This is a genomic window from Arthrobacter sp. Y3221087 (genome assembly GCF_059089905.1).
Map to the genome: position 1 here is coordinate 295,559 of NZ_JBNHFE010000001.1, position 20,478 is coordinate 316,036.

Consider the following 20,478-nt stretch of genomic DNA (forward strand, 5'->3'; position numbering starts at 1 on the left):
TTGCTGCCTTCCGGAAAATGATGATGCGGCCCTAGGTGACCGGGCGGCGGCAGTCAACGACGGCATCCCCCAGAATCCATTGCCCTCATAAGTGTGACTGACCACGGGGCAAGTTTCGCTGTTAGTCCTAGTGTTTCCTGCCGCAGACTCCACGGCGTTCAACGACCAAGCACCTTGTACGCCCTCCGAGAACCGCTTAACTTCCCGCCCGGGGCACGGCGCCACCCCCAGCCGCCGGACGTAAACTGACCCTCGCACCACCTTTGTGGACAGTCCGTCAGCCGGGAGCCGCCCATGCTCTGGAAACTGCTTGTTGAATACCTGCGGCCACACCGCACGCTGCTGCTCGTCGTCGTGATCTTCCAGCTGGCGCAGTCCATCGCGTCCCTGTACCTGCCCACGCTGAACGCGGACATCATCGACGAGGGGGTGGCCAAGGGGAACATCGGCTACATCCTGAGCCTCGGCGGCGTGATGCTCGGCATCACCCTGCTGCAGATTGCCTGCGCCATCATCGCCGTCTACTTCGCTGCGAAGGCCGCCATGGGTGTGGGCCGGGACCTGCGCGGCGCCATCTTCCAAAGGGTGGGGGAGTTCTCCGAGCAGGAGGTCACCAAGTTCGGCGCGCCCAGCCTCATCACAAGATCCACCAACGACGTCCAGCAGGTCCAGCAGCTGGTCCTGATGTCCGCCACCATGCTGGTCACCGCCCCCATGCTCAGCATCGGCGGCGTGATCATGGCCATCAGGCAGGACGTGCAGCTGTCCTGGCTGATCGCCGTCGCCGTCCCGGTGCTGCTTCTCGCCGTCGGCCTGATCACGGCCCGGATGGTGCCGCTGTTCCGCAAGATGCAGAAACGGATCGACACCGTGAACCGGGTCCTCCGCGAGCAGCTCACCGGCATCCGAGTGGTCCGCGCCTTCGTCCGCGAGGACATCGAAACGAACCGCTTCGCACAGGCCAATGAGGACGTCACGGACACCGCCCTGCGCGCCGGCCGGCTGATGGCGCTCGCGTTCCCCGTGGTGATGCTGGTGCTGAACGTCTCCAGCGTGGCCGTCATCTGGTTCGGCGCGTTCCGCATCCAGGACGGCTCCATGCAGGTGGGCACCCTGATCGCGTTCCTCAGTTACCTGTTGCAGATCCTGATGTCCGTCATGATGGCCACGTTCATGGCCGTGATGATCCCGCGTGCCGCCGTCTCCGGCGACCGGATCGGCGAGGTCCTGCGGACCGAGTCCAGCGTCCGCCCGCCGGAGCGCCCCGTCACCACCAAGGTGAGGAACGGCGAGCTGGAGATGCGCGACGTCGGATTCGCCTACCCGGGTGCCGACCAGCCCGTCCTGTCCGGGATCAGCTTCACCGCCAGGGCAGGGCAGACGACGGCGATCATCGGCAGCACCGGCGCCGGCAAGACCACCCTGGTGAACCTCATGCCCCGGCTGTTCGACGCGACCACCGGCTCGGTGCGGATGGACGGCGTGGACGTGCGCGAGCTGCACCCGGACCTGCTCTGGGGGCACATCGGCCTGGTCCCGCAGCGGCCGTACCTGTTCAGCGGCACCGTGCGCAGCAACCTGCTCTACGGCAAGCCGGACGCCACGGAGGACGAGCTCTGGGAAGCGCTCCGCATCGCCCAGGCCCAGGACTTCGTGGAGCGGATGGAGGAAGGCCTGGATGCGCCCATCAGCCAGGGCGGCACCAACGTCTCGGGCGGGCAGCGGCAGCGGCTGGCCATCGCCCGGGCCCTGGTGAAGCGGCCCGAGCTGTACATCTTCGACGACTCCTTCTCCTCGCTGGACACCGGCACCGACGGCCGCCTCCGCCAGGCGCTCAAGCGCAGCACCGCCGGCGCCACGCTGGTCATAATCGCCCAGCGCGTCTCCAGCATCGTGGACGCGGACCAGATTTTAGTGCTCGACGACGGCAGGATCGTGGGGCGCGGAACGCACAACGAGCTGCTGGAGACCTCGGAGACGTACCGCGAGATCGTCTCCTCCCAGCTGGCGGCGGAGGAGACGGTATGAGCCCGCGCCCCTCCTCCGGAACCAGCGCAGGAACCGCACCCGCTTCCACGACCGGAAGCGCCGACGTCGTACGCATTCCCCGTCCCGCGGGCGGACCGGGGAGGGGCGGGCCCTTCGCAGGGATGAACGTCCCGGCGGAGAAGCCGATGAACTTCTGGCCGTCGGCCAAGCGGCTGCTGGGCAAGCTGCGGCCGGAACGGGCGTGGCTGCTGCTGGTGTTCATCACGGCGGTGGCCGGGGTGGCGCTCTCGGTGATCGGGCCGCGGCTGCTGGGGGAGGGCACCAACCTGATCTTCGCCGGGGTGGTGTCCCGGGACCTGCCGGCCGGGACCAGCAAGGAGCAGGTGATTGCGCAGCTGCGGGCGGCGGGGGAGAACCAGCAGGCGGACATGCTGACGCCCATGGCCCTGACGCCGGGGCAGGGGATCGATTTTGCCGCGCTGGGGAACGTGCTGACGTGGGCGCTGGTGCTGTATGTGCTGTCGTCCGCGTTTATGTGGGTGCAGGCGTATGTGCTGAACGGGGTGGTGCAGCGGACGGTGTTCGGGCTGCGCGGGGAGGTCGAGGCGAAGATCCACCGGCTGCCGCTGCGGTATTTCGACTCGATCCAGCGCGGTGAGCTGCTGAGCCGGGTGACCAACGACGTGGACAACATTTCGCAGAGCCTGCAGCAGACCATCAGCCAGGCGGTCACGTCGGTGCTGACGGTGCTGGGCGTGCTGGTGATGATGTTCATCCTCTCGCCCACGCTGGCGCTGATCGCGCTGGTGACCATTCCGCTGACGCTGGGGATCACGGCGCTGATCGCTAAGCGCTCGCAGAAGCTGTTCGTGGCGCAGTGGAAGCACACGGGGGAGCTGAACGGGCAGATCGAGGAGACCTACACCGGGCATGCGCTGGTGAAGGTGTTCGGCCGGCAGCAGGAGGTGGGCGAGCGGTTCCGGCAGAAGAACGCGGAGCTGTATTCCGCCAGTTTCGGGGCTCAGTTCATTTCCGGGCTGATCATGCCGGCCATGACGTTCATCGGGAACCTGGTGTACGTGGGGATAGCCGTGGTGGGCGGCCTGCAGGTGGCGTCCGGGGCCATGCAGCTGGGTGACGTGCAGGCTTTCATCCAGTACTCGCGGCAGTTCACCATGCCGCTGGCGCAGCTGGGGTCCATGGCCAACGTGCTGCAGTCCGGGGTGGCCTCTGCCGAGCGGGTGTTCGAGCTGCTGGACGAGGAGGAGGAATCGACTGAGCCCGCTGCTTCTGCTTCGCCGGTGTTTGGGCGCGGGCGGCTGGTGTTTGAGGACGTGTCCTTCTCGTACTCGCCGGACAAGCCGCTGATCTCTTCGTTGTCTTTGGTGGCGGAGTCGGGGCAGACGGTGGCGATCGTGGGGCCCACCGGTGCAGGAAAGACCACGCTGGTGAACCTGATGATGCGGTTCTACGAGCTGGACGCCGGGAGAATAACGCTCGACGGCGTCGACGTCACCTCGGTCCCGCGGCGCGAGCTGCGCTCGCGGATGGGGATGGTGCTGCAGGATACGTGGCTGTTCGGCGGGACCATCCGCGACAACATCGCCTACGGCCGGCCAGGTGCTTCCGAATTTGAAATTCTCGAAGCCGCACGCGCGACGTATGTGGACCGGTTCGTGCGCTCACTGCCGGACGGGTACGACACCGTGCTGGACGACGAGGGCGCGAACGTCTCCGCGGGGGAGAAGCAGCTGCTGACGATTGCGCGGGCGTTCCTGGCCCGGCCGTCGGTACTGATTCTGGACGAGGCGACCTCTTCTGTGGATACCCGGACCGAGGTGCTGGTGCAGAAGGCCATGAGTGCGCTGCGGAGCGACCGTACGTCCTTCGTGATTGCGCACCGCCTCTCCACCATCCGCGACGCCGACCTCATCCTGGTGATGGAGGCCGGCCGGATCGTGGAGCAGGGCACGCACGCCACACTGCTGGCCGCCGGTGGGGCATATGCCCGGCTGTACGAGGCACAGTTCGCGGCGCCCGTGGCGGAGGTTTGACCGGCGGGGGTACCGCGTGATGGGCGGCACCCCCGCGGTGGCATCGACGCCAGGATGTCATGTGCTTTCCGGAACTTGCGTCTACCGCAGCGCCTTGAAAGCGCGGCCGATTCCATCCAGGAGGCGGTCGGCGTCGTTGCTGGAGAAGGGCATTGGCGGCCGGAGTTTCAGGACGTTTCCTTGGGCTCCGCAGGCGGAGATGAGGATCCGATCCTCGCGGAGGGCGTTCACGATGCCCGCGGCGGCGTCCCCGTCGGGTGTGAGTGAGGACCGGTCAGTGACGAGGTCAACGCCGATAAAGAAGCCGCTTCCGCGGACTTCTGCCACCTGGTCCAGGCCCTGGGCGAGGTCCTTCAACCCGGTGATGATCTTCTCGCCCACCTTCAAGGCGTTGTCGATCAGGGATTCCTCGCGGATCACGTTCAGGACGGCCTGGGCGGCTGCGATGGCTACAGAGTTGCCGCCGAATGTGTTGAAGTAGCGGATGTTCCTGCCGAACTCCACGAGCAGTTCGGGTTTGAAGATGGCCGCAGCGACGGGAATGCCGTTGCCCATGGGTTTGCCGATGGTGACGATGTCCGGAACGATTGCGTGGCGTTGGAAGCCCCACCAGTCCTGGCCCGTCCGGCCAAAGCCTGGCTGTACTTCATCGGCGATGTACAGGCCGCCGGCGGCGTGAACCTCTTCGATGATCGGGCGCAGGAAGCCTGCCGGGCCCGCGAAGACGCCGTCGGAGGAGAAGATGCTGTCGGCGATGAAGGCCGCCAGTCCAATGCCGTGCCGGTGGAGATCGGCGATGGCTGCACGCACCTGGTTCCGGAGGTGGTCCTCGAGGGAGACCTGATCCGATGAGTATCGCAGGGCGTCCGGGGCGTCGATGACGCGTACGTTAGCGCCAAGGGGCACGCCGATACCCAAGGACGGCGAGAAGGACGCGACCTCCGCTGTCAGGCCGTGGTACGCGCCGGAGGTGACGATGATGCCCTGGTTTCCGGTGGCGTATTTTGCCACGCGCATGGCGAGGTCATTGGCCTCGGACCCGGTGCAGGTGAACATGACATGGCCAAGCCCGGCGGGAAACGTGGACAGGAGGTCCTCGGAGTAATCAAGGATGGATTCCTGGACGTAACGGGTGTTGGTGTTCAGGGTCTGCATCTGTTCGTGGACAGCCGCGATGACCTTCGGGTGGCAGTGGCCCACTGAGGGGACGTTGTTGTAGACGTCCAGGTATTCGTTTCCGTCCCGGTCAAAGAGTGTGACGCCCTTGCCGCGGACCACTTCCAGGGGAGTGTCGTAGAAGAGCCGGTATCCGGGCCCGAGGCTCTGGTCCCGTCGCCGGATGTTCTTCCGGATCTGATCCGGGAGCTCATCGGTGCGGTTGGGGTCAAATCCGTTGACCATGGCCTTGGAAGGCTTGCGGATGCTTTGGACGGTGTTGCTCATCATTTCTCCTTGACGGCTAGGGTGTCTGACTCAGGGTGTGAAAGGGCAGTTTGGTGCAGGGGCTGCGGCTGTGGCGGCGAGCCGGTCCCAATCCGGTTTCGAGTGGGAGAGGAGATAATCGCGCCTTTGGGGCAGGTGTCTGGCCCGCCACTGCGTAATCAGTGCCCGCAGCAGGAGGCGGGCCTGGGCCGAGACCACCAGGGCTTCAAACTCCTGTCCCGGCAGCGGGTTGACGCTTTGGTATCCGTCCAGGACGGACAGTGCGCGCTCCCAGGGGCTTTCGGGGTCTGCCCCCAACAAATTGGCCATGGTCACGCTGATGTCGAAGATCACGGGAGTTCGGACCACGTCGCCGAAATCGATAATCCCCGTCACGTAGGCCGGGCTATTGGGGTTGACGAGGACATTAAACGGACTGAAATCCCCATGGACAACCTGCGAGGGAAGGGTGTCCAGTAGTGGAACTACTTTTGCATCGAACTGGTCGAAAATGCCCTCGGCCAGGGAGCGCTTTTCCTTGTCATCAACGTAGCCAAGCAGCGACCGCATCCTATGAAAGTGCTTGAGGTCCCAAAGGAGCAGACGGTCCGCCCGCGGATGGTCGAAGTCCTGCAAGGCGAGGCCAACGCTTGCCAGGCTTGAGCCAACCAGCTGAAGATGGCCAGCGGACGCGTCGTGCTTGGCCAGCAACTCTCCCGGCATGAAGCGCATCACCCGAAGCACCCTGTCGAAGGGGCCAGTAGGCGCCGGGATGAGGACTTCCGCGGCTCCGCCAAGGCTCCTGACAAGGCGCTGGACCGGCAACCCGGGAGCGGTCCGCTCCAGGTGAACCATGCACGCCGTCTGCAGTTGGACAATCCCTGGATCCTCTTCAGGTGAGGAGACCTTCACCAGAAAGGCCTCTTCTCCGCCTTGAAGGCGGAACGTCTCGTCCTTTTCCGTGGGAATCCGTACCAGCTTCCCCTGCAGGCCGTAGAAACGCTCAAGGAGTCGCTTCACAGTCGAGTCAGTGAGCTGCGACTGCTCTGTCAGGAGTCCGCTTTCTGCAACCACGGCATTAAAAAAATCGGAGTCGGTTCGGACGTCCATGGCTCTGGGCTCCTGTCGCTTAGTGAATAGATTCGACATGCTCGGATTGCTCTGCTGTTCAACAGTTCTACAACTAGTATGACACCGCGCACCCCGGCTGCGCAATGGAATGCACAGCAGGTCTACTGTTCAACTGTTGACAATTTTGCTTCTTGAGTTTTAAAGTCGTTCTATGAGCGGACTCCCTTGGAGGACCGTATTGATCACCATTCATCCGCCCTGTGCAGGGCCGCCTACACCTCAACGAACGGACAAACCATGGCTGACAACAACTCCCGGCCGAAGTACATCTCCTTCGATATCTACGGCACGCTGATCAACTGGGACACGGATTCCACTACCCGCCGCCTGCTCGCGGGCAGACTGCCGGAAGAGCAGTGGCCGGCGTTCAAGAAGGTTTTCCGCGGATACCGCTTCGACGAGGTCCTCGGTGACTACAAGCCCTACGAGGAGATCCTCCAGAATTCCTTTGACCGCGTTTGCAGGTTCTTCGGCATTGGCCCCACTCCCGGCGCCGGCGCGGAGTTCGCTGAGACCGTCCGCGGCTTTGGTGCCCATGATGACGTACCGGCTCCATTGAAGCTCATGGGCGACAACTACAAGCTGGTTGCCCTGTCCAATGCGGACGACAGCTTCCTAGACATCAGCATCCCCAAGCTGGGCGCTAACTTCCATGCGGTGCTGACTGCTGAGCAGGCGCAGGCGTACAAACCGCGCTACCAGGCGTTCGAATACATGCTGGACACCTTGAACGCAAAGCCGGAGGACTTCCTGCACATCGCCTCGCACACCCGCTACGACATGCATCCGATGCACGACATGGGCTTCCGCAACCTCTGGGTGCTGGACCGTGGCTACGACCCCATTACCGGCGGCTACGACTACAACACGGTAAAGTCCCTGGACGAGATCAACCAGCATCTCGGCCTTTAGTTCCAGCCGACCTGGACAGAAAAGTAAAGACCGCGGCCCCAGGGCCGCGGTCTTTACTTTTACGTCGTTGAGTGCCTCTTGGCGATAACGTCGCGGATCGATTCGCGGTACTGGATGATCGTGTCCGAGATGACCTTTTCCGCCAGGACGGGGTCACGGGAGTCAAGAGCGTCCACGATGTTCTGGTGCTCGGCCTCGAGCGCGTCCGGGTCCTCGTATTCGTGGTGCTCAATCGAAAGCACAAACATGAAGTACCGCAGCTCGGTCACCAGTTGCTGATAGAACGTCCTCAACTTCTGGCTTCCGAGGATTCCCACGATGGCGCTGTGGACCGCAAGGTCCTTTTCGACAATCTTGAACGGATCGCCAGTTTTCAACACTGCCCGGAACTCCTCCATGGCGGCGTGAACCTCATCGAGGGAGGTGCTTTCGGAGATGCTCCGCGCGGCAGTGGTTTCCAGATGATAGCGCGCGTTATAGACATCCATGATTTCCGCGTCGGTGGGGTCCCAGACGATGGCTCCCTGGTTTGCCCGGTGGCGGATGAGGCCGCCTGCCTGGACGATGCGGACCGCCTCGCGGACTGTATTCCTGGAAAGGCCGAGGTTCTCCGCAAGGAGGCTCTCCCGGAGGCGCTCACCGGGCTTGAGCCCTCCGCTGAGGATCATGGCTGTGAGCCCCTCCGCAACCTGTTGCACGGTGGACGAGTGCACTATCTTGATCTGCTCAACCATGCGTTTCATCCTACAGTCGTGGTCAACTGTAGGGCAGTGGACCATCTTTTCAGTAGTTTCTCTGGCCGTTGCCTCAAGGGGCCATGCCCCGCATGCGCAACGGGTCCGGAGCCAAAGCCGAGGCTTCAACTCCGGACCCGTCCCGCTTTAGGGTGGCACGCAGCCGTTAGCGGATTGCTGCTTCTGAAATAGCCGATTCCGCCAGGCCCCAGTACTCGAGGGATTCCTTGTACTCCGGGCTCTCGAGAACCGACTGGATGGCTGCCTGCAGGGCCGGCGTCAACGGTGATCCCTTCTTCAGCCCCATGGCAACATTGGTATTCGTCCGGGTATCCATCCTGGGCTCCAGGATGGAGAAATGGTCGGGCTGCTGAGCGTCGGCCCAGGCCAGGCCGCTGGCGTCGTAGAAGACGCCGTCAATCCGCTTGGAGTCCAGCTGTGTCAGAGCCTCTTGGACGTTGGGCAGGGTGATTGCGTTGATTGCCGGCTGCCCCTTTTCCTCGCAGGTCCACTTGGAGACGTTGGGCAGGTGCTTGAGCTGCTGCGTGGAACCCTTGGTCACCCCGATGTTCCTGCCGCAGAGCGTGTCGTTGGTCAGATTAAGTGGGTTGCCCTTGGGTACCGCCACGGCCGAGCCGCCCTTGAGGTAGTTGATCATGTCCATGACGTTCAGGCGCTCTTCCGTGGCGGACATGGTGGTCGCCGTGAAGTCGAACCGGCCGCCGTCGATGCCGGGGATGATCGTATCGAAGGCCGTGTTTTCGAACTTCAGCTTCAGCCCCAGCTTCTTTGCCACCAGGCGGGCCAGGTCAGGGTTCACGCCAATGGGCGTCGAATTGTCCTCGGCGAGGAACGTCATGGGCGGGGAACTCAGATCCATCGCGACCGTAAGCTCGCCCTTGGCCTTGTAGGACTCGGGGAGCAGGGCAACTGCCTCCGCATCCGGCTGGACATTTTCTGAGATGTCACGGGTGTTTTGCGTCTTGGGAATGTCAGTTGCCTCGGTGCCCGTGGCCGCGCCGCCACAAGCGCTCAGGGCCAGCAGGACTGCTAGTCCGGCGGCCACCGTCTGGATCTTTTTTCTGGCCATTATGTGCTTCCCTTCAGTGGGCTCAGCGGCAAGTGCCTACTGAGAATGCAGTTCTATCCATGCCTGCCGCTCGGGTATTGATGCGGCACCACGAGGGCTGCTAACCGTCTGCGCAGCAGCGCAGGTGTGATTCAGCTCTCGTTCCAGACACAATAAAACTCCGCCGGGAGCCGGTTGTCAACAATAGAACAGTTGAGCGTTGCGGCTCACGCCTGGTCCTAAGAGTCTGCGGTGTCCTTTCCCCTGCAGGACGACGAAGTTTGGTTTGCCGAGAAGACCAGTGGGGTGGCGGAGCTCTATTCGCTCGCTGATATCTCAACCAGGAAGAATGAGAATGTTGCGCGGCGGTCTCTCTCGGGACTATACGGCGCTGTGCCAACGGTGATTCGGGGCTGAACGGACCCGGGTGTTGATCGTAACGGAAGGCACCAGGATCGAAAAAGAGTACTTTGGGTTGCTCGTGCAGCACCTCAAGGCCACGGGAGTGAAGCATTGGCCTATAACGCCGTATGGTATGGGTAAAGATCCGCTTAAAGTACTGAATGCCGCAATAGCGAGGCGTGATGAGGATGAGGACTCATTCGACTCAGTGTGGATCCTTGTAGACGTTGATGAACATACCAATTTGGATCAATGTTTGGTAGATGCTGCGCGTGAGAAAATACGTGCCGTAGTGTCCAATCCGTGCTTTGAAATTTGGCTTTTGTGGCACCTGGAAGACCATCGGAGACAGGACGACAGGTTCGCTGTACAGGACAAATTCAAAGCCAGGGGTTATTCTGACAAATCGCTCCCGGCGAATTTTCCTGTTCACATTACGGGGATACGGTGGCCAGAGCTGGGTCCGCGGATCGCAACTGCTCGTGGGGCGCGGTGGGCAAGAACCCGTCGAGCTCTATGCCGGATCTCATCAATTATCTGCTCTCGATCTAAGGCTCATCAATCTCTCCCTTGTGGCACCACATCGGGTTGGACCAGCAGCGAGAGGCTGGAGTGCTTCTCGACCGTCTCCGCTTCGTCCGCTTCTTCCGGACAAAGCTCTAGTGAAGCAAGGCAGCAAGCAACAATCCTTGATTAGCGGTTGCTCACTCCTGGCTCCGAAGAGAGCGTACGACGGCGGGGCTTCCTGACTCGCACGTTCGCCTTCAGGACGAATCAGGGAAAGTACGCATATTCTTCAGTCCCGTGGTGCTGGCATAACTCCAAATGGCATGGTCGAGTTCCTTTTCGTCCACGCCCAATTTCTGAGCGGCTTCCTTGACCAGTCCGCCAGCATGATCCGAGGAGACCCGCCGCCCGATGGCTCGCCCGGCGAAATCCGTGATCCACGAGTCCGCCTTCACCCCGTCGTGGCTTAGGAGCATCGTGAAATACTCCCAAGTGACTGGGCCGAGCCCTGAAACCCGGGTGTACTGCTCCCGGTGTTCTGCTTTATCGGGGATCAAATGCGCCGGCTCAGTGACACCGATGTCGACGAAACGTTGGGCTGCTTCCACAATTGCAGATGCCTTGGTTTTCCCGGAGTGCACCTTCTGTCGGTTCAGCACCCTCTCAAGCGCGAGCGGATCCTGGTTCGCGAGATGCTCCATCTTGGCTGCCGCCGTGACGTGCTCCGAGTACTTCTCATAACGCAGGACTGCGCCTCGAGCTCCTGTCCACGTTCCATCTCTGCGTTCTCGACCGTAGCGAAATCGGATGGACATGACGGCGTCCACCAATGCGAGATCTAAGCGATCAGGATATCCGCCGGGCCACTTTTTCCATGGCGTTGGGATTGAGGCAATCGCGACGAGCAGCAAATCCAGGTCCGCTGGGGCCGCCGTCACAGGTAGCTCTTGACGCTCGCCCGCAGCGCTTCAGTGTGCTCGTAGATTTCCTCCAGCGAGTTGATGGGAACTCTAGTCTCTTCCTTGTTGTCGTCGAAGATCCCGATGTACTTCTGCGTCCGGTTGAAGTGCAGGCGCGCAATCGGCTTGCGGTTGTTATCGTCGAGCAGAACTGCAAAATAGGACTTGGCGTCTCGTTGCACCACCCGGGCAGGTTTGACCTCGCTGCACACGATGGCTCGCACGATTTGGTAGCCCTCGATCTCTTCCAGTGTCGTCTCGAGGCCGTCAGCGTCGGCCAGGTCCGCTTCGGCTACTGGAGCGCTGGTGACGCTAGCCGCCACTGCAGCTTCCTCGCTCTGGGGAAAGCCCGGGTTGCCGAGAGCCTTCTTCAGACGCTCGTTCACTTGGTCATTCAAGAACTGCTTTGAAGCCTTGGAGACCAAAGCCGTGAACTGCTCCCGCACCTTCTGGGTGTACGGGCCCGAGTACACGCGCCCGGTCAAGAACTTAACCCATTCATCTTCAGGCTCCTTGAACTGCGCGGCCAGGGTTCGCTTCAGTTCGCCGATGTACTTCAGCTCCCCGGCAGCGCTGATGATCGAGTCAAGATCAAAAACGTCCTTGGATAACTTCTGCAGTTCCGGGATGAGCATTTGGTCGATGTCGTTTAAATCCAGCACTAAGAACGGCTTCGCGTCCATGCGGTTGGGCGCATCGAGGTCAGTGAAGAACTGGTACACCTCACCATTGGTAAGGATGGCGATTCTTGCGTTGGTTACCGCGAAGTATCGGAAGAGCTGGGACGCGTGCTCGATCTTCACTGGTTCCGTGGACTTCTTGCATTCGATCAGAATTTGGACCTCGCCGTCTTTCACGATGGCATAGTCGATCTTCTCACCCTTCTTTAGTCCGACATCTGCAATGAACTCCGGCACGACCTCCAGAGGATTGAACACGTCGTAGCCCAGAATCGTCGAGATAAAGGGCATGACGAAGGCGTTCTTCGTTGCCTCTTCCGTCTGGATTACATCCCGCTGCTGACGCACCTTTGCCGCCAGAGCCGAAAGCTTTTCCGCAAACTCCATGTCCTACCCCCAGTAAGGCCGCCGTTGCTGGTCACGACTTCGTGCCAGAACTAATTTTCAAGCTGTGAAGCAAAAACCTACATCCGATCTGCGACATTTACACGCATCTAGCTGAGGAGGCTCCTGGTGTTGGAACTTTCCCACGCCTTGCCATGCTCACATTGCAGCTGTAAGGACCGGTCACGCAGTGCCCTCGCCGTAGCACACAGAAACACTAAGCAATGTAGTTGGCCTCCCCGCGTAACCTTGTTTGATGCCCCGTTTTGCGCTCGACATCGAATCCGTCCCCCGCCCTGCCCGCGCGCAGGAACTCCTGGACGCCGTGAACCACAGCGTGGTCATTGCCGACGGCGCCATGGGCACCATGCTGCAGGGCCGGGACCTCACCCTCGAAACAGACTTCCAGAACCTGGAAGGCTGCAACGAGATCCTCAACGACACCCGGCCGGACGTCATCGCCGACATCCACGACGCCTACTTCGCCACCGGCATCGACGCCGTGGAGACCAACACCTTCGGCGCAAACTGGTCCAACCTCTCCGACTACGGCATCGACGACCGCATCGCCGAGCTCGCCCTTAAAGGCGCGAAGATCGCCCGCGAACGTGCGGAAGCGGCCGAAGCAACAGACGGACGGATGCGCTGGGTCCTCGGCTCCATGGGCCCGGGCACCAAGCTCCCCAGCCTCGGCCACACCAGCTATGACTACCTCAAGCAGACCTTCGCCCTGCAGGCCGAGGGCCTCATCGACGGCGGCGCGGACGCGTTCCTCATCGAAACCAGCCAGGACCTCCTGCAGACCAAGGCTGCGGTCAACGGCTGCAAGCAGGCCATCGTCTCCCGCGGCGTCCGCCTCCCGATCTTCGTCGAAGTAACTGTCGAGACCACCGGCACCATGCTCATGGGCTCCGAAATCGGCGCCGCGCTCACCGCGCTCGAGCCGCTCGGCGTCGACGCCATCGGCCTGAACTGCGCCACCGGCCCGGATGAGATGAGCGAGCACCTCCGCCACCTCTCCAAGCAGTCCTCCGTCGCCATCGCATGCATGCCCAACGCCGGCCTGCCCGTCCTCGGCGCCAACGGCGCGCACTATCCGCTCTCACCCACCGAACTCGCCACCGCGCACGAGCAGTTCGTCCGCGAATTCGGCCTGGGCCTGGTGGGCGGCTGCTGCGGTACGACGCCGGAACATATGGCCGCCGTCGTCGAACGCCTTGCCCCCTTCCGCGCCCAGGCGACGAAAGCCGGCAGCGGCAAGACGCAGCCCGCCCGCGTGCCCACCGAGCGCGAGGCCGGCATCGCCTCCCTCTACCAGCACGTGAACTTCGACCAGGAATCCGCCTACCTAGCCATCGGTGAGCGCACCAACGCCAATGGCTCCAAGGCCTTCCGCCAGGCCATGCTCGAAGAGCGCTGGGACGACTGTGTGGACATCGCCCGCGAGCAGATCCGCGTCGGCGCGCACCTGCTGGACGTCTGCGTGGACTACGTGGGGCGCGACGGCGTCGCGGACGTCAAGGAGATCGTCTCCCGTTTCGCGTCGGCCTCCACCCTCCCGCTCGTCATCGACTCCACCGAACCGCCCGTCCTGCAGGCCGGCCTGGAACTCATCGGCGGCCGACCGGTGGTCAACTCCGTCAACTACGAGGACGGCGACGGACCCAACAGCCGCTTCGCCCGCATCATGCCGCTGGTCAAGGAACACGGCACCGCTGTTATCGCCCTGACCATCGACGAACAGGGCCAGGCCCGCACCACCGACGGCAAGGTGGCCATTGCCTCCCGCCTCGTCGACGCCCTGGTGGGTGAATGGGGAATGCGCGTCGAGGACATCATCGTGGACGCCCTGACCTTCCCCGTCGCCACCGGCCAGGAAGAAACCCGCCGGGACGGCATCGAAACCATCGAGGCCATCCGCCAGATCACCGCCAAGTACCCCGGCATCAACACCACCCTGGGCGTCTCCAACGTCTCCTTCGGCCTGAACCCGGCTGCGCGCATCGTCCTGAACTCGGTCTTCCTGCACGAGGCCACCGAAGCGGGCCTGACCAGCGGCATCATCGACGCCGCCAAGATCGTCCCGCTCGCGTCGATCCCGGAAGACCAGCGCAAGGTGGCCTTGGACCTGGTCTGGGACCGCCGCGAATACGACGCCGACGGCAACACCACCTACGACCCCCTGGCCATCATGCTCGACATGTTCGCCGGCGTCGACACCGCGGCGCTCAAGGACCAGCGCGCCGCCGAACTCGCGGCGCTGCCCACGGGCGCGCGCCTTGAGCGGCGCATCATCGACGGCGAAGGCAAGGGCCTCGAGGAGGACCTGGACCTGGCCCGCAGCGAGGGCCTGACCCCGCTCGGCATCATCAATGACCACCTGCTCGAGGGCATGAAGGTGGTGGGCGAACGCTTCGGCGCCGGCGAAATGCAGCTGCCGTTCGTGCTGCAGTCCGCCGAGGTGATGAAGAACGCCGTCGCCCTGCTCGAGCCGCACATGGAGAAGTCCGACTCCTCCGGCAAGGGCACCATGGTGATCGCCACCGTGCGCGGCGACGTGCACGATATCGGCAAGAACCTGGTGGACATCATCCTCACCAACAACGGCTACAAGGTAGTCAACATCGGCATCAAGCAGGGCATCGCCGAGATCATCGCCGCGGCCGAGGAACACAACGCGGACGTGATCGGCATGTCCGGGCTGCTGGTGAAATCCACCGTGGTGATGAAGGAAAACCTCGCCGAGCTGCAGTCCCGCGGCCTGGCCAAGAAGTGGCCCGTGATCCTGGGCGGTGCCGCCCTGACCCGCGCCTACGTGGAGCAGGACCTCGCCGAGCAGTTTGACGGTACCGTCCGGTACGCCAAGGACGCCTTCGAGGGCCTTTCCCTCATGGAACCGCTGGTGCGCGTGGCCCGCGGCGAGTCCCCGGACGACGTCGGCCTGCCGCCGCTGAAGAAGCGCCTCCACAAGGGCGGCGCGAAGTTTACGGTGACTGAGCCGGAGGCCATGCCCGGCCGGTCCGACGTCGCCGACGACAACCACGTGCCCGCCCCGCCGTTCTGGGGCACCCGCATTGTGCGCGGCGTCGCGCTCCACGACTTCGCCGCGTTCCTGGACGAACGCGCCACCTTCATGGGCCAGTGGGGCCTCAAGCCCGGCCGCGGTGAGGACGGCGCCTCCTACGAGGAACTGGTGGAACGCGAGGGCCGGCCGCGCCTGCGCTACTGGCTGGACCGCATCCTCGCCGAGGGCATGCTGGACGCCTCCGTCGCCTACGGTTACTTCCCCGTCGTCTCCGAGGGGGAACAGGTGGTGGTGCTCCACCACGGTGAAGACCGCGACGGCGTCCTGGGCACCGCGGGCCTGCTCGCCCCCGACGGCGGTTCAGGCGGTCCGATCGGCACCGACCGGTTGCGCTTCGACTTCCCGCGCCAGCGCCGCGACCGGCACCTGTGCCTGGCCGACTTCGTGAAGTCCCGCGAATCCGGCCAGATCGACGTTCTGCCCGTGCAGCTGGTCACCGCCGGCTCGAAGATCGACGAGTTCACCGCCGAGATGTTCGCAGGCAACCACTACCGCGACTACTACGAGCTCAACGGCCTGGTCATGCAGCTCACCGAGGCGCTGGCCGAGTTCTGGCACGCACGTATCCGCAAGGAACTGGGCTTCGCCGCCGAGGAACCGAAGGACACGGCAGGGTATTTCAAGCTCGACTACCGCGGTGCCCGTTTCTCGCTCGGCTACCCCGCGTGCCCGGACATGGAGGACCGCCGCAAGGTGACCGAGCTCCTGAAGCCGGAGCGGATGGGCGTGATCCTCAGCGACGAGCTGATGCTGCACCCCGAGCAGTCCACGGACGCGTTCGTGTTCCACCACCCGGAGGCGAAGTACTTCAAGGTGTGAGTTGGTGCTGGTCCCCGGCCTGGCTGGAGTGCGCCTCCCGGGCGTGGCCGGTACACCTGCTGATGTGCCGGAAGCGGAGCGGCAGGCTCTACCTATCCGCCAGACAGGAATCGAGCCCGAAAGGCTCGTGGGTGCCCAACACCGGTGCGGCCGTACCGCTGCCAAGTGTCAGTTTGGTATCTAGGGCTGGCCATGAAGAGTCTGCGGGAAACCGTTACAGACTCTAACCTGACAGCTTTTGGACGGCGGTCTGACGTCAGTTTGGGGTGTGCCCTAACTGGCTCCCTCCTCGCTTTGGGACGGCCTTGAAGCAGCGACTGAGCGATCTATGATTCATCTCCGCTGGCTGCAACAGTGCGGAAGCCACAGTTACCCGAGGAGGAGTCTGGGGTGTTGGAGGTGCGGGCCGCGACCCGGTAGCGGTTACAGTACGAGTCGTGGCACAGGTAGGAGCCGCCGCGCATGACACGCCCGGCCCCAATACTTGGCCCTAGTGGATTATCTGTGGGGGAGTTGCGGTAATACTTCGGCAAGAACCAGTCACCACACCATTCCCAGACGTTTCCGGCCATCTCGTACAGCCCGTAACCGTTTGCTGGAAAGGATTTTATTGGGGCGGTGCCCAGATGCCTGTCGTCGCGGGTGTTGATTTTCGGGAATGTCCCTTGCCAGATATTGCAACGGTGTTCGCCGCCGGGGGTCAGGTCATTACCCCAGCAGTACCGCATGCCCTCCAGCCCTCCTCTGGCCGCATATTCCCATTCTGCTTCTGTGGGCAGTCGGCGACGAGCCCAGGCGCAGTAGGCAAGGGCATCGTGATGGGAGACATGGACCACTGGGTGATCCTCGATGTCCTCCCAGCTCGAGGACGGCCCTGCAGGATGTGCCCAATCGGCACCCCGCACGTTCAGCCACCATGGCGCGCCGGCAGCGGAACCGAGAATGTCGCGGGGACGGGCCCGGACCAGCATATGGAACACGGCCGAAGTTCCATACTGTTCCGCCTCGGTACGGTAGCCAGTTTCTCCTATGAAGGCAGCAAACATGCTGTTAGTCACAGGAGTCGTGTCAATCCTGAAGGCGTTCAGCTTCACCTCATGCACTGGAGTCTCGCCGTCCGACGGATAGCCCTCTGCGAAGGCATCACCCATGACGAAGCGGCCGCCGGGAAGGGCGACGTCCTGGTGCCTTGGGGCCCGCAGGGAGTTTGTCTGGCGAAGAACACTTGGCTGTCGCGTTGTTGTAGGGGGTTCCCTCGGCGATGAGCAGCAGTTGGTGGTGTGGCTCGGTGGTGAATCACCGGATGAATGGGCGTTTGACGTTGGATCCATATCGCCTCCACACTTTGCATGTCAGTCGGACGGCCTAGCGACCTATATCAGAGATCTATTGTTCGATAGGCGTGAGTTTGTCTGCGCTTTCAGTTTATGAGGAAGGGATGTCACTGAGACTGAGTGAAGGTGTCCAGATTGCGTTGCCTCTTCCGCTAGCTATTGGACGGTTCCGGCTTGTCCCTTGAGGATGCAGCCGATGTCAGTTCCTCTGCCACTTGTTGGAGGGTTGGCCAGCTGATCGTTCCTCGCAGTGCGACGGTAGCGCGGTAGAGGGAAACCGGGCCGGAGATCCGGGGAAAGAGCCCTGTGAGGAGTTTGTGGTCGAGGTACCGTTCCAGAGTGGCACGGGTTGCCGGGTTGGCGAGCAGGTCTGCGAGTGGCGTGTGAACGCTTGGCGTCCCGGCGGGGAAGTGACTGGGCGGTAAGAAGGTGGATTCCGGTTTTTGCCTTGCACAACTCAGGTGTTCTTTTCCCACTGGTCCTTCTTCGGGAAGACCCAGCCGCTCGAACTGGCTGCGGGGTGAGTCGTTGCGTTTGAGGAGTTCCACGAGGGCTTTGCACATCCGTAGCTCCAGGTCTTCGTCTAGGAGCGGTGTCTTTTGGTGGGGGTCCGTTTTGAGGTCGAACAGGAGTGTGCCCAGCGAGCGGGGGTTTCCCATGGTTGCGGCGGGGGAGCGCAGAACGGGGACGCCTTTGGTGAACGTAAACGGTTGGGCGAGTTCGGCCCCGGAGAGTTCGTGCAAGGTGAAGAAGCCGCGCATGTGGGTTGGCATGAGGGTGTGTTCGTAGAGCGGAGAGTTGTCCGGGCTGGTGCATGTGCGCATGTACACGTACCTTCCGTCCGTGATGTTGACCTGGCCTCCGAAGGCACCGAACAAAACGAAGTCGTGGGCTGGCCTTTCATTCCGCAGGACCGAAGGCAGGGAGATACCCTGCATGTCCGGCGTTGGCTGTAAGTCAAAGTGTTCCAAGAGTGTAGGCGCTATATCGATCGTCTGGACGAGCCCGTTGTAGCGGGATCCGGCCCTGCCGGACGAAGGATCCCAAACGAATAGCGGGGTATGGATGACTTCCTCGTACCACGGCTGAACGCTCTTACCCCACCATCCGTGTTCGCCCAGGAAAAACCCGTGGTCAGTGCACACAATGAGCAGCGTGTCCTCCCACATCGAATACTCGTCCATGAGGTCCAGCACCCGGCCCAGTGACTGGTCGCAGAGTTCCATCAGTGCCGAGTACCGGTCACGGACATGGGCCCGCACCGCATTGTCTTCGATGTCCTCCATGTATTCCGGCCATTCGTACTCCGGACCGGTGTAATTGGGATCATCGTATTTCGCGTTCAACTCAGGCGTGCTGAAAAACGGTTCGTGGGGGTCGAACGTTTCCACCTGGATCATCCAGCGGTCCTGGAGGTGGTTCGTGCGGATGAACTCCTCGGCGGCATCAAAGGTTCGGACCTGAGGGTGGTCGGCGAATTCTGCCATGTACTTGCGGTTGATCTGGTCCTGCCGCCAGGTGCCTAACCGGTGAACACGCAAGTCGTTCGCGGGCGGCGGATCAGCGACCTCACCTTTCCAGGGGTCCCCCTGCTGCCCCCGGATCAATGAGTAGGTCGAGTAACGCGTGTGGTACGTAGCTCCGCCATCCTCCCAGTAATGCATGTGGTCCGTCGCCAGGTGGGTGTGCACGCCGGCAGCCCGCAGCATCTCCGGAACAGAGTCATCAAAAGGCTCCATCGGCCCCCACCCCCGGTGCAGGAAGTTGTATCGGCCGGTATGGAGCTCCCGCCTCGCCGGCATACAGGGCATACTCCCGGCGTAGGACGTTTCCATGGTGACGGTTCGGCGGGCCAACCGGGCGAAGTTGGGTGTGCTCATGGGGGTCTCGGCGTTGTATGCGGGAAGATACTCCCGGTTCAGGCTGTCGAACATAACAACTATGGCGCGTGTCATCGTCCTCCCTCATCCGAAATGTGAATGAGATTGCTGACGTCAGCAGTACCTCGAATCATGACAGTGCCAGCGGACAGGTTCAAGATGCCGGGTCGGCCAGCGTCCAGCTCCCGAAGCCATCGGCTACTACTTCGACCAGTTTGGCAACGACCGGAGAGTCATGCCAGCGACGGTGGGCGAACCAGAGTGAGGCACCGATATCACGAGGGTCCAAAGGGACGGACTTCACTCCAACCCGGGTGATGGAGGCGTGTGATGCGGACTGGATGCATATGCCTACGCCCCCGGCAACGAGCGCCAGTTGGGCTTCCAAGGTATCGCCAAAAGCCTCAATATTCGGCTGGAAGCCATGCTCTCGACAGGCATCAATGATCAGGTCATAGAACGATGAGCCAAAGTGCCGGTGCCAGAGAACGTAGTTTTCTTCGGTCAGCTCCGCAAGGGAGACGAGGGAGCGGCCCGCCAGCCGGTGGTGGTTCGGGAAGAAGACAACGAATGATTCATCCAGGAGCTTCTCTGTCCGGATCGATCGGTGGTTTGCGACGCGCCTCAGAATCGCAGCGTCGAGTTCTCCTGTGAGGATGGCATGCTCCTGGGACGTGCTATCGCGGAAGTGCCTTAATTCGATCACGCTGGTGGGTGAAGTAATCCGAAATCTCCGGATGATCTCCGGCAGCGGTCCGTTGAGACCTGCCCCCAAGGAACCGATGACAATCCGACCCGTACGTCCTGCCTTATAGTCCTGGAGGAGAAGCTCAGCCCTGTCCGCCGTTGCCAGCGTTTGTCTCGCTGGCTCCAGAAATAACGTGCCGGCTTCGGTAAGGCTGATCTCCCGGCTCGTGCGGAGCACCAGCTGGGTGCCAAGGGAAACCTCCAGTTTCTGCAGCTGCTGGCTCAGCGCTGACTGGGATATCCGCAAACGGGCCGCTGCTCTCCCAAAATGCAATTCATCAGCCAGGACGCTGAAGATTTCGAGCTGGCGCAGCTGCATAAGTAAAGCTTATCGGAAGAGTAGCTTGACTGTGTTGTTCTGCAAATTAAC

At 62.3% G+C, this 20,478-nt stretch carries 14 protein-coding genes; 5 read left to right on the top strand and 9 right to left on the bottom strand.

What is annotated here, in order from left to right; all coding sequences use genetic code 11:
• The first annotated feature begins 294 nt into the window (after positions 1-294).
• Together AC5RUO_RS01375 and AC5RUO_RS01380 are read left to right on the top strand one after the other, a co-directional pair.
• The gene (locus tag AC5RUO_RS01375) at positions 295-2,028 is read left to right on the top strand and encodes an ABC transporter ATP-binding protein (RefSeq protein ID WP_494102590.1); all 1,734 of its coding nucleotides are present in this window, start codon (positions 295-297) and stop codon (positions 2,026-2,028) included.
• Positions 2,025-4,043: an ABC transporter ATP-binding protein gene (locus tag AC5RUO_RS01380; RefSeq protein ID WP_494102591.1), complete on the top strand. Its 2,019-nt coding sequence runs from the start codon at positions 2,025-2,027 to the stop codon at positions 4,041-4,043. Before AC5RUO_RS01375 ends, AC5RUO_RS01380 begins: the two co-directional genes overlap by 4 nt.
• An 81-nt stretch (positions 4,044-4,124) precedes the next feature.
• Here AC5RUO_RS01380 and AC5RUO_RS01385 read toward each other — a convergent pair whose 3' ends face one another.
• On the bottom strand, positions 4,125-5,486 hold the full coding sequence (locus AC5RUO_RS01385; RefSeq protein ID WP_494051824.1) for an aspartate aminotransferase family protein: 1,362 nt from the start codon (positions 5,484-5,486) through the stop codon (positions 4,125-4,127).
• Positions 5,487-5,516: 30 nt separating this feature from the next.
• The gene (locus AC5RUO_RS01390) at positions 5,517-6,575 is read right to left on the bottom strand and encodes a phosphotransferase (RefSeq protein WP_494102592.1); all 1,059 of its coding nucleotides are present in this window, start codon (positions 6,573-6,575) and stop codon (positions 5,517-5,519) included.
• Positions 6,576-6,833: 258 nt separating this feature from the next.
• Between AC5RUO_RS01390 and AC5RUO_RS01395 the strand changes: the two genes are divergently transcribed.
• Complete coding sequence (locus tag AC5RUO_RS01395; RefSeq protein WP_494009569.1) at positions 6,834-7,508, top strand: haloacid dehalogenase type II; 675 nt, start codon at positions 6,834-6,836, stop codon at positions 7,506-7,508.
• 59 nt (positions 7,509-7,567) lie between these two features.
• Here the strand turns inward: AC5RUO_RS01395 and AC5RUO_RS01400 are convergent, their stop codons facing one another.
• A complete protein-coding gene (locus AC5RUO_RS01400; protein WP_494102593.1) occupies positions 7,568-8,242 on the bottom strand; it encodes a GntR family transcriptional regulator in 675 nt (224 codons plus the stop codon).
• 166 nt (positions 8,243-8,408) lie between these two features.
• The gene (locus AC5RUO_RS01405; protein WP_494102594.1) at positions 8,409-9,332 is read right to left on the bottom strand and encodes an ABC transporter substrate-binding protein; all 924 of its coding nucleotides are present in this window, start codon (positions 9,330-9,332) and stop codon (positions 8,409-8,411) included.
• Positions 9,333-9,738: 406 nt separating this feature from the next.
• On the opposite strand from AC5RUO_RS01405, the gene AC5RUO_RS01410 reads away from it, so the two are divergent.
• Complete coding sequence (locus AC5RUO_RS01410) at positions 9,739-10,410, top strand: RloB family protein (protein WP_494102595.1); 672 nt, start codon at positions 9,739-9,741, stop codon at positions 10,408-10,410.
• 67 nt (positions 10,411-10,477) lie between these two features.
• Here AC5RUO_RS01410 and AC5RUO_RS01415 read toward each other — a convergent pair whose 3' ends face one another.
• Positions 10,478-11,158: a DUF8548 family protein gene (locus AC5RUO_RS01415; RefSeq protein WP_494102596.1), complete on the bottom strand. Its 681-nt coding sequence runs from the start codon at positions 11,156-11,158 to the stop codon at positions 10,478-10,480.
• Positions 11,155-12,246, bottom strand: coding sequence for a type I restriction endonuclease (locus AC5RUO_RS01420; protein WP_494102597.1), 1,092 nt, complete (start codon positions 12,244-12,246; stop codon positions 11,155-11,157). Before AC5RUO_RS01420 ends, AC5RUO_RS01415 begins: the two co-directional genes overlap by 4 nt.
• 253 nt (positions 12,247-12,499) lie before the next feature.
• Here AC5RUO_RS01420 and metH point away from each other — a divergent pair, with 253 nt between their 5' ends.
• Complete coding sequence (gene metH / locus AC5RUO_RS01425; RefSeq protein WP_494102598.1) at positions 12,500-16,147, top strand: methionine synthase; 3,648 nt, start codon at positions 12,500-12,502, stop codon at positions 16,145-16,147.
• Positions 16,148-16,473: 326 nt separating this feature from the next.
• Here the strand turns inward: metH and AC5RUO_RS01430 are convergent, their stop codons facing one another.
• The 3 genes from AC5RUO_RS01430 to AC5RUO_RS01440 form a co-directional block, all read right to left on the bottom strand.
• Positions 16,474-17,478, bottom strand: a complete 1,005-nt coding sequence (locus AC5RUO_RS01430) for a formylglycine-generating enzyme family protein (RefSeq protein ID WP_494102599.1) — start codon at positions 17,476-17,478, stop codon at positions 16,474-16,476.
• A 155-nt stretch (positions 17,479-17,633) separates the two neighbouring features.
• Positions 17,634-19,436, bottom strand: coding sequence for a sulfatase (locus AC5RUO_RS01435; protein ID WP_494102600.1), 1,803 nt, complete (start codon positions 19,434-19,436; stop codon positions 17,634-17,636).
• Positions 19,437-19,515: 79 nt separating this feature from the next.
• Entirely contained in the window at positions 19,516-20,427 is a 912-nt protein-coding gene (locus AC5RUO_RS01440) for a LysR family transcriptional regulator (RefSeq protein ID WP_494102601.1), read from the bottom strand.
• Between the last annotated feature and the right edge of the window lie 51 nt (positions 20,428-20,478).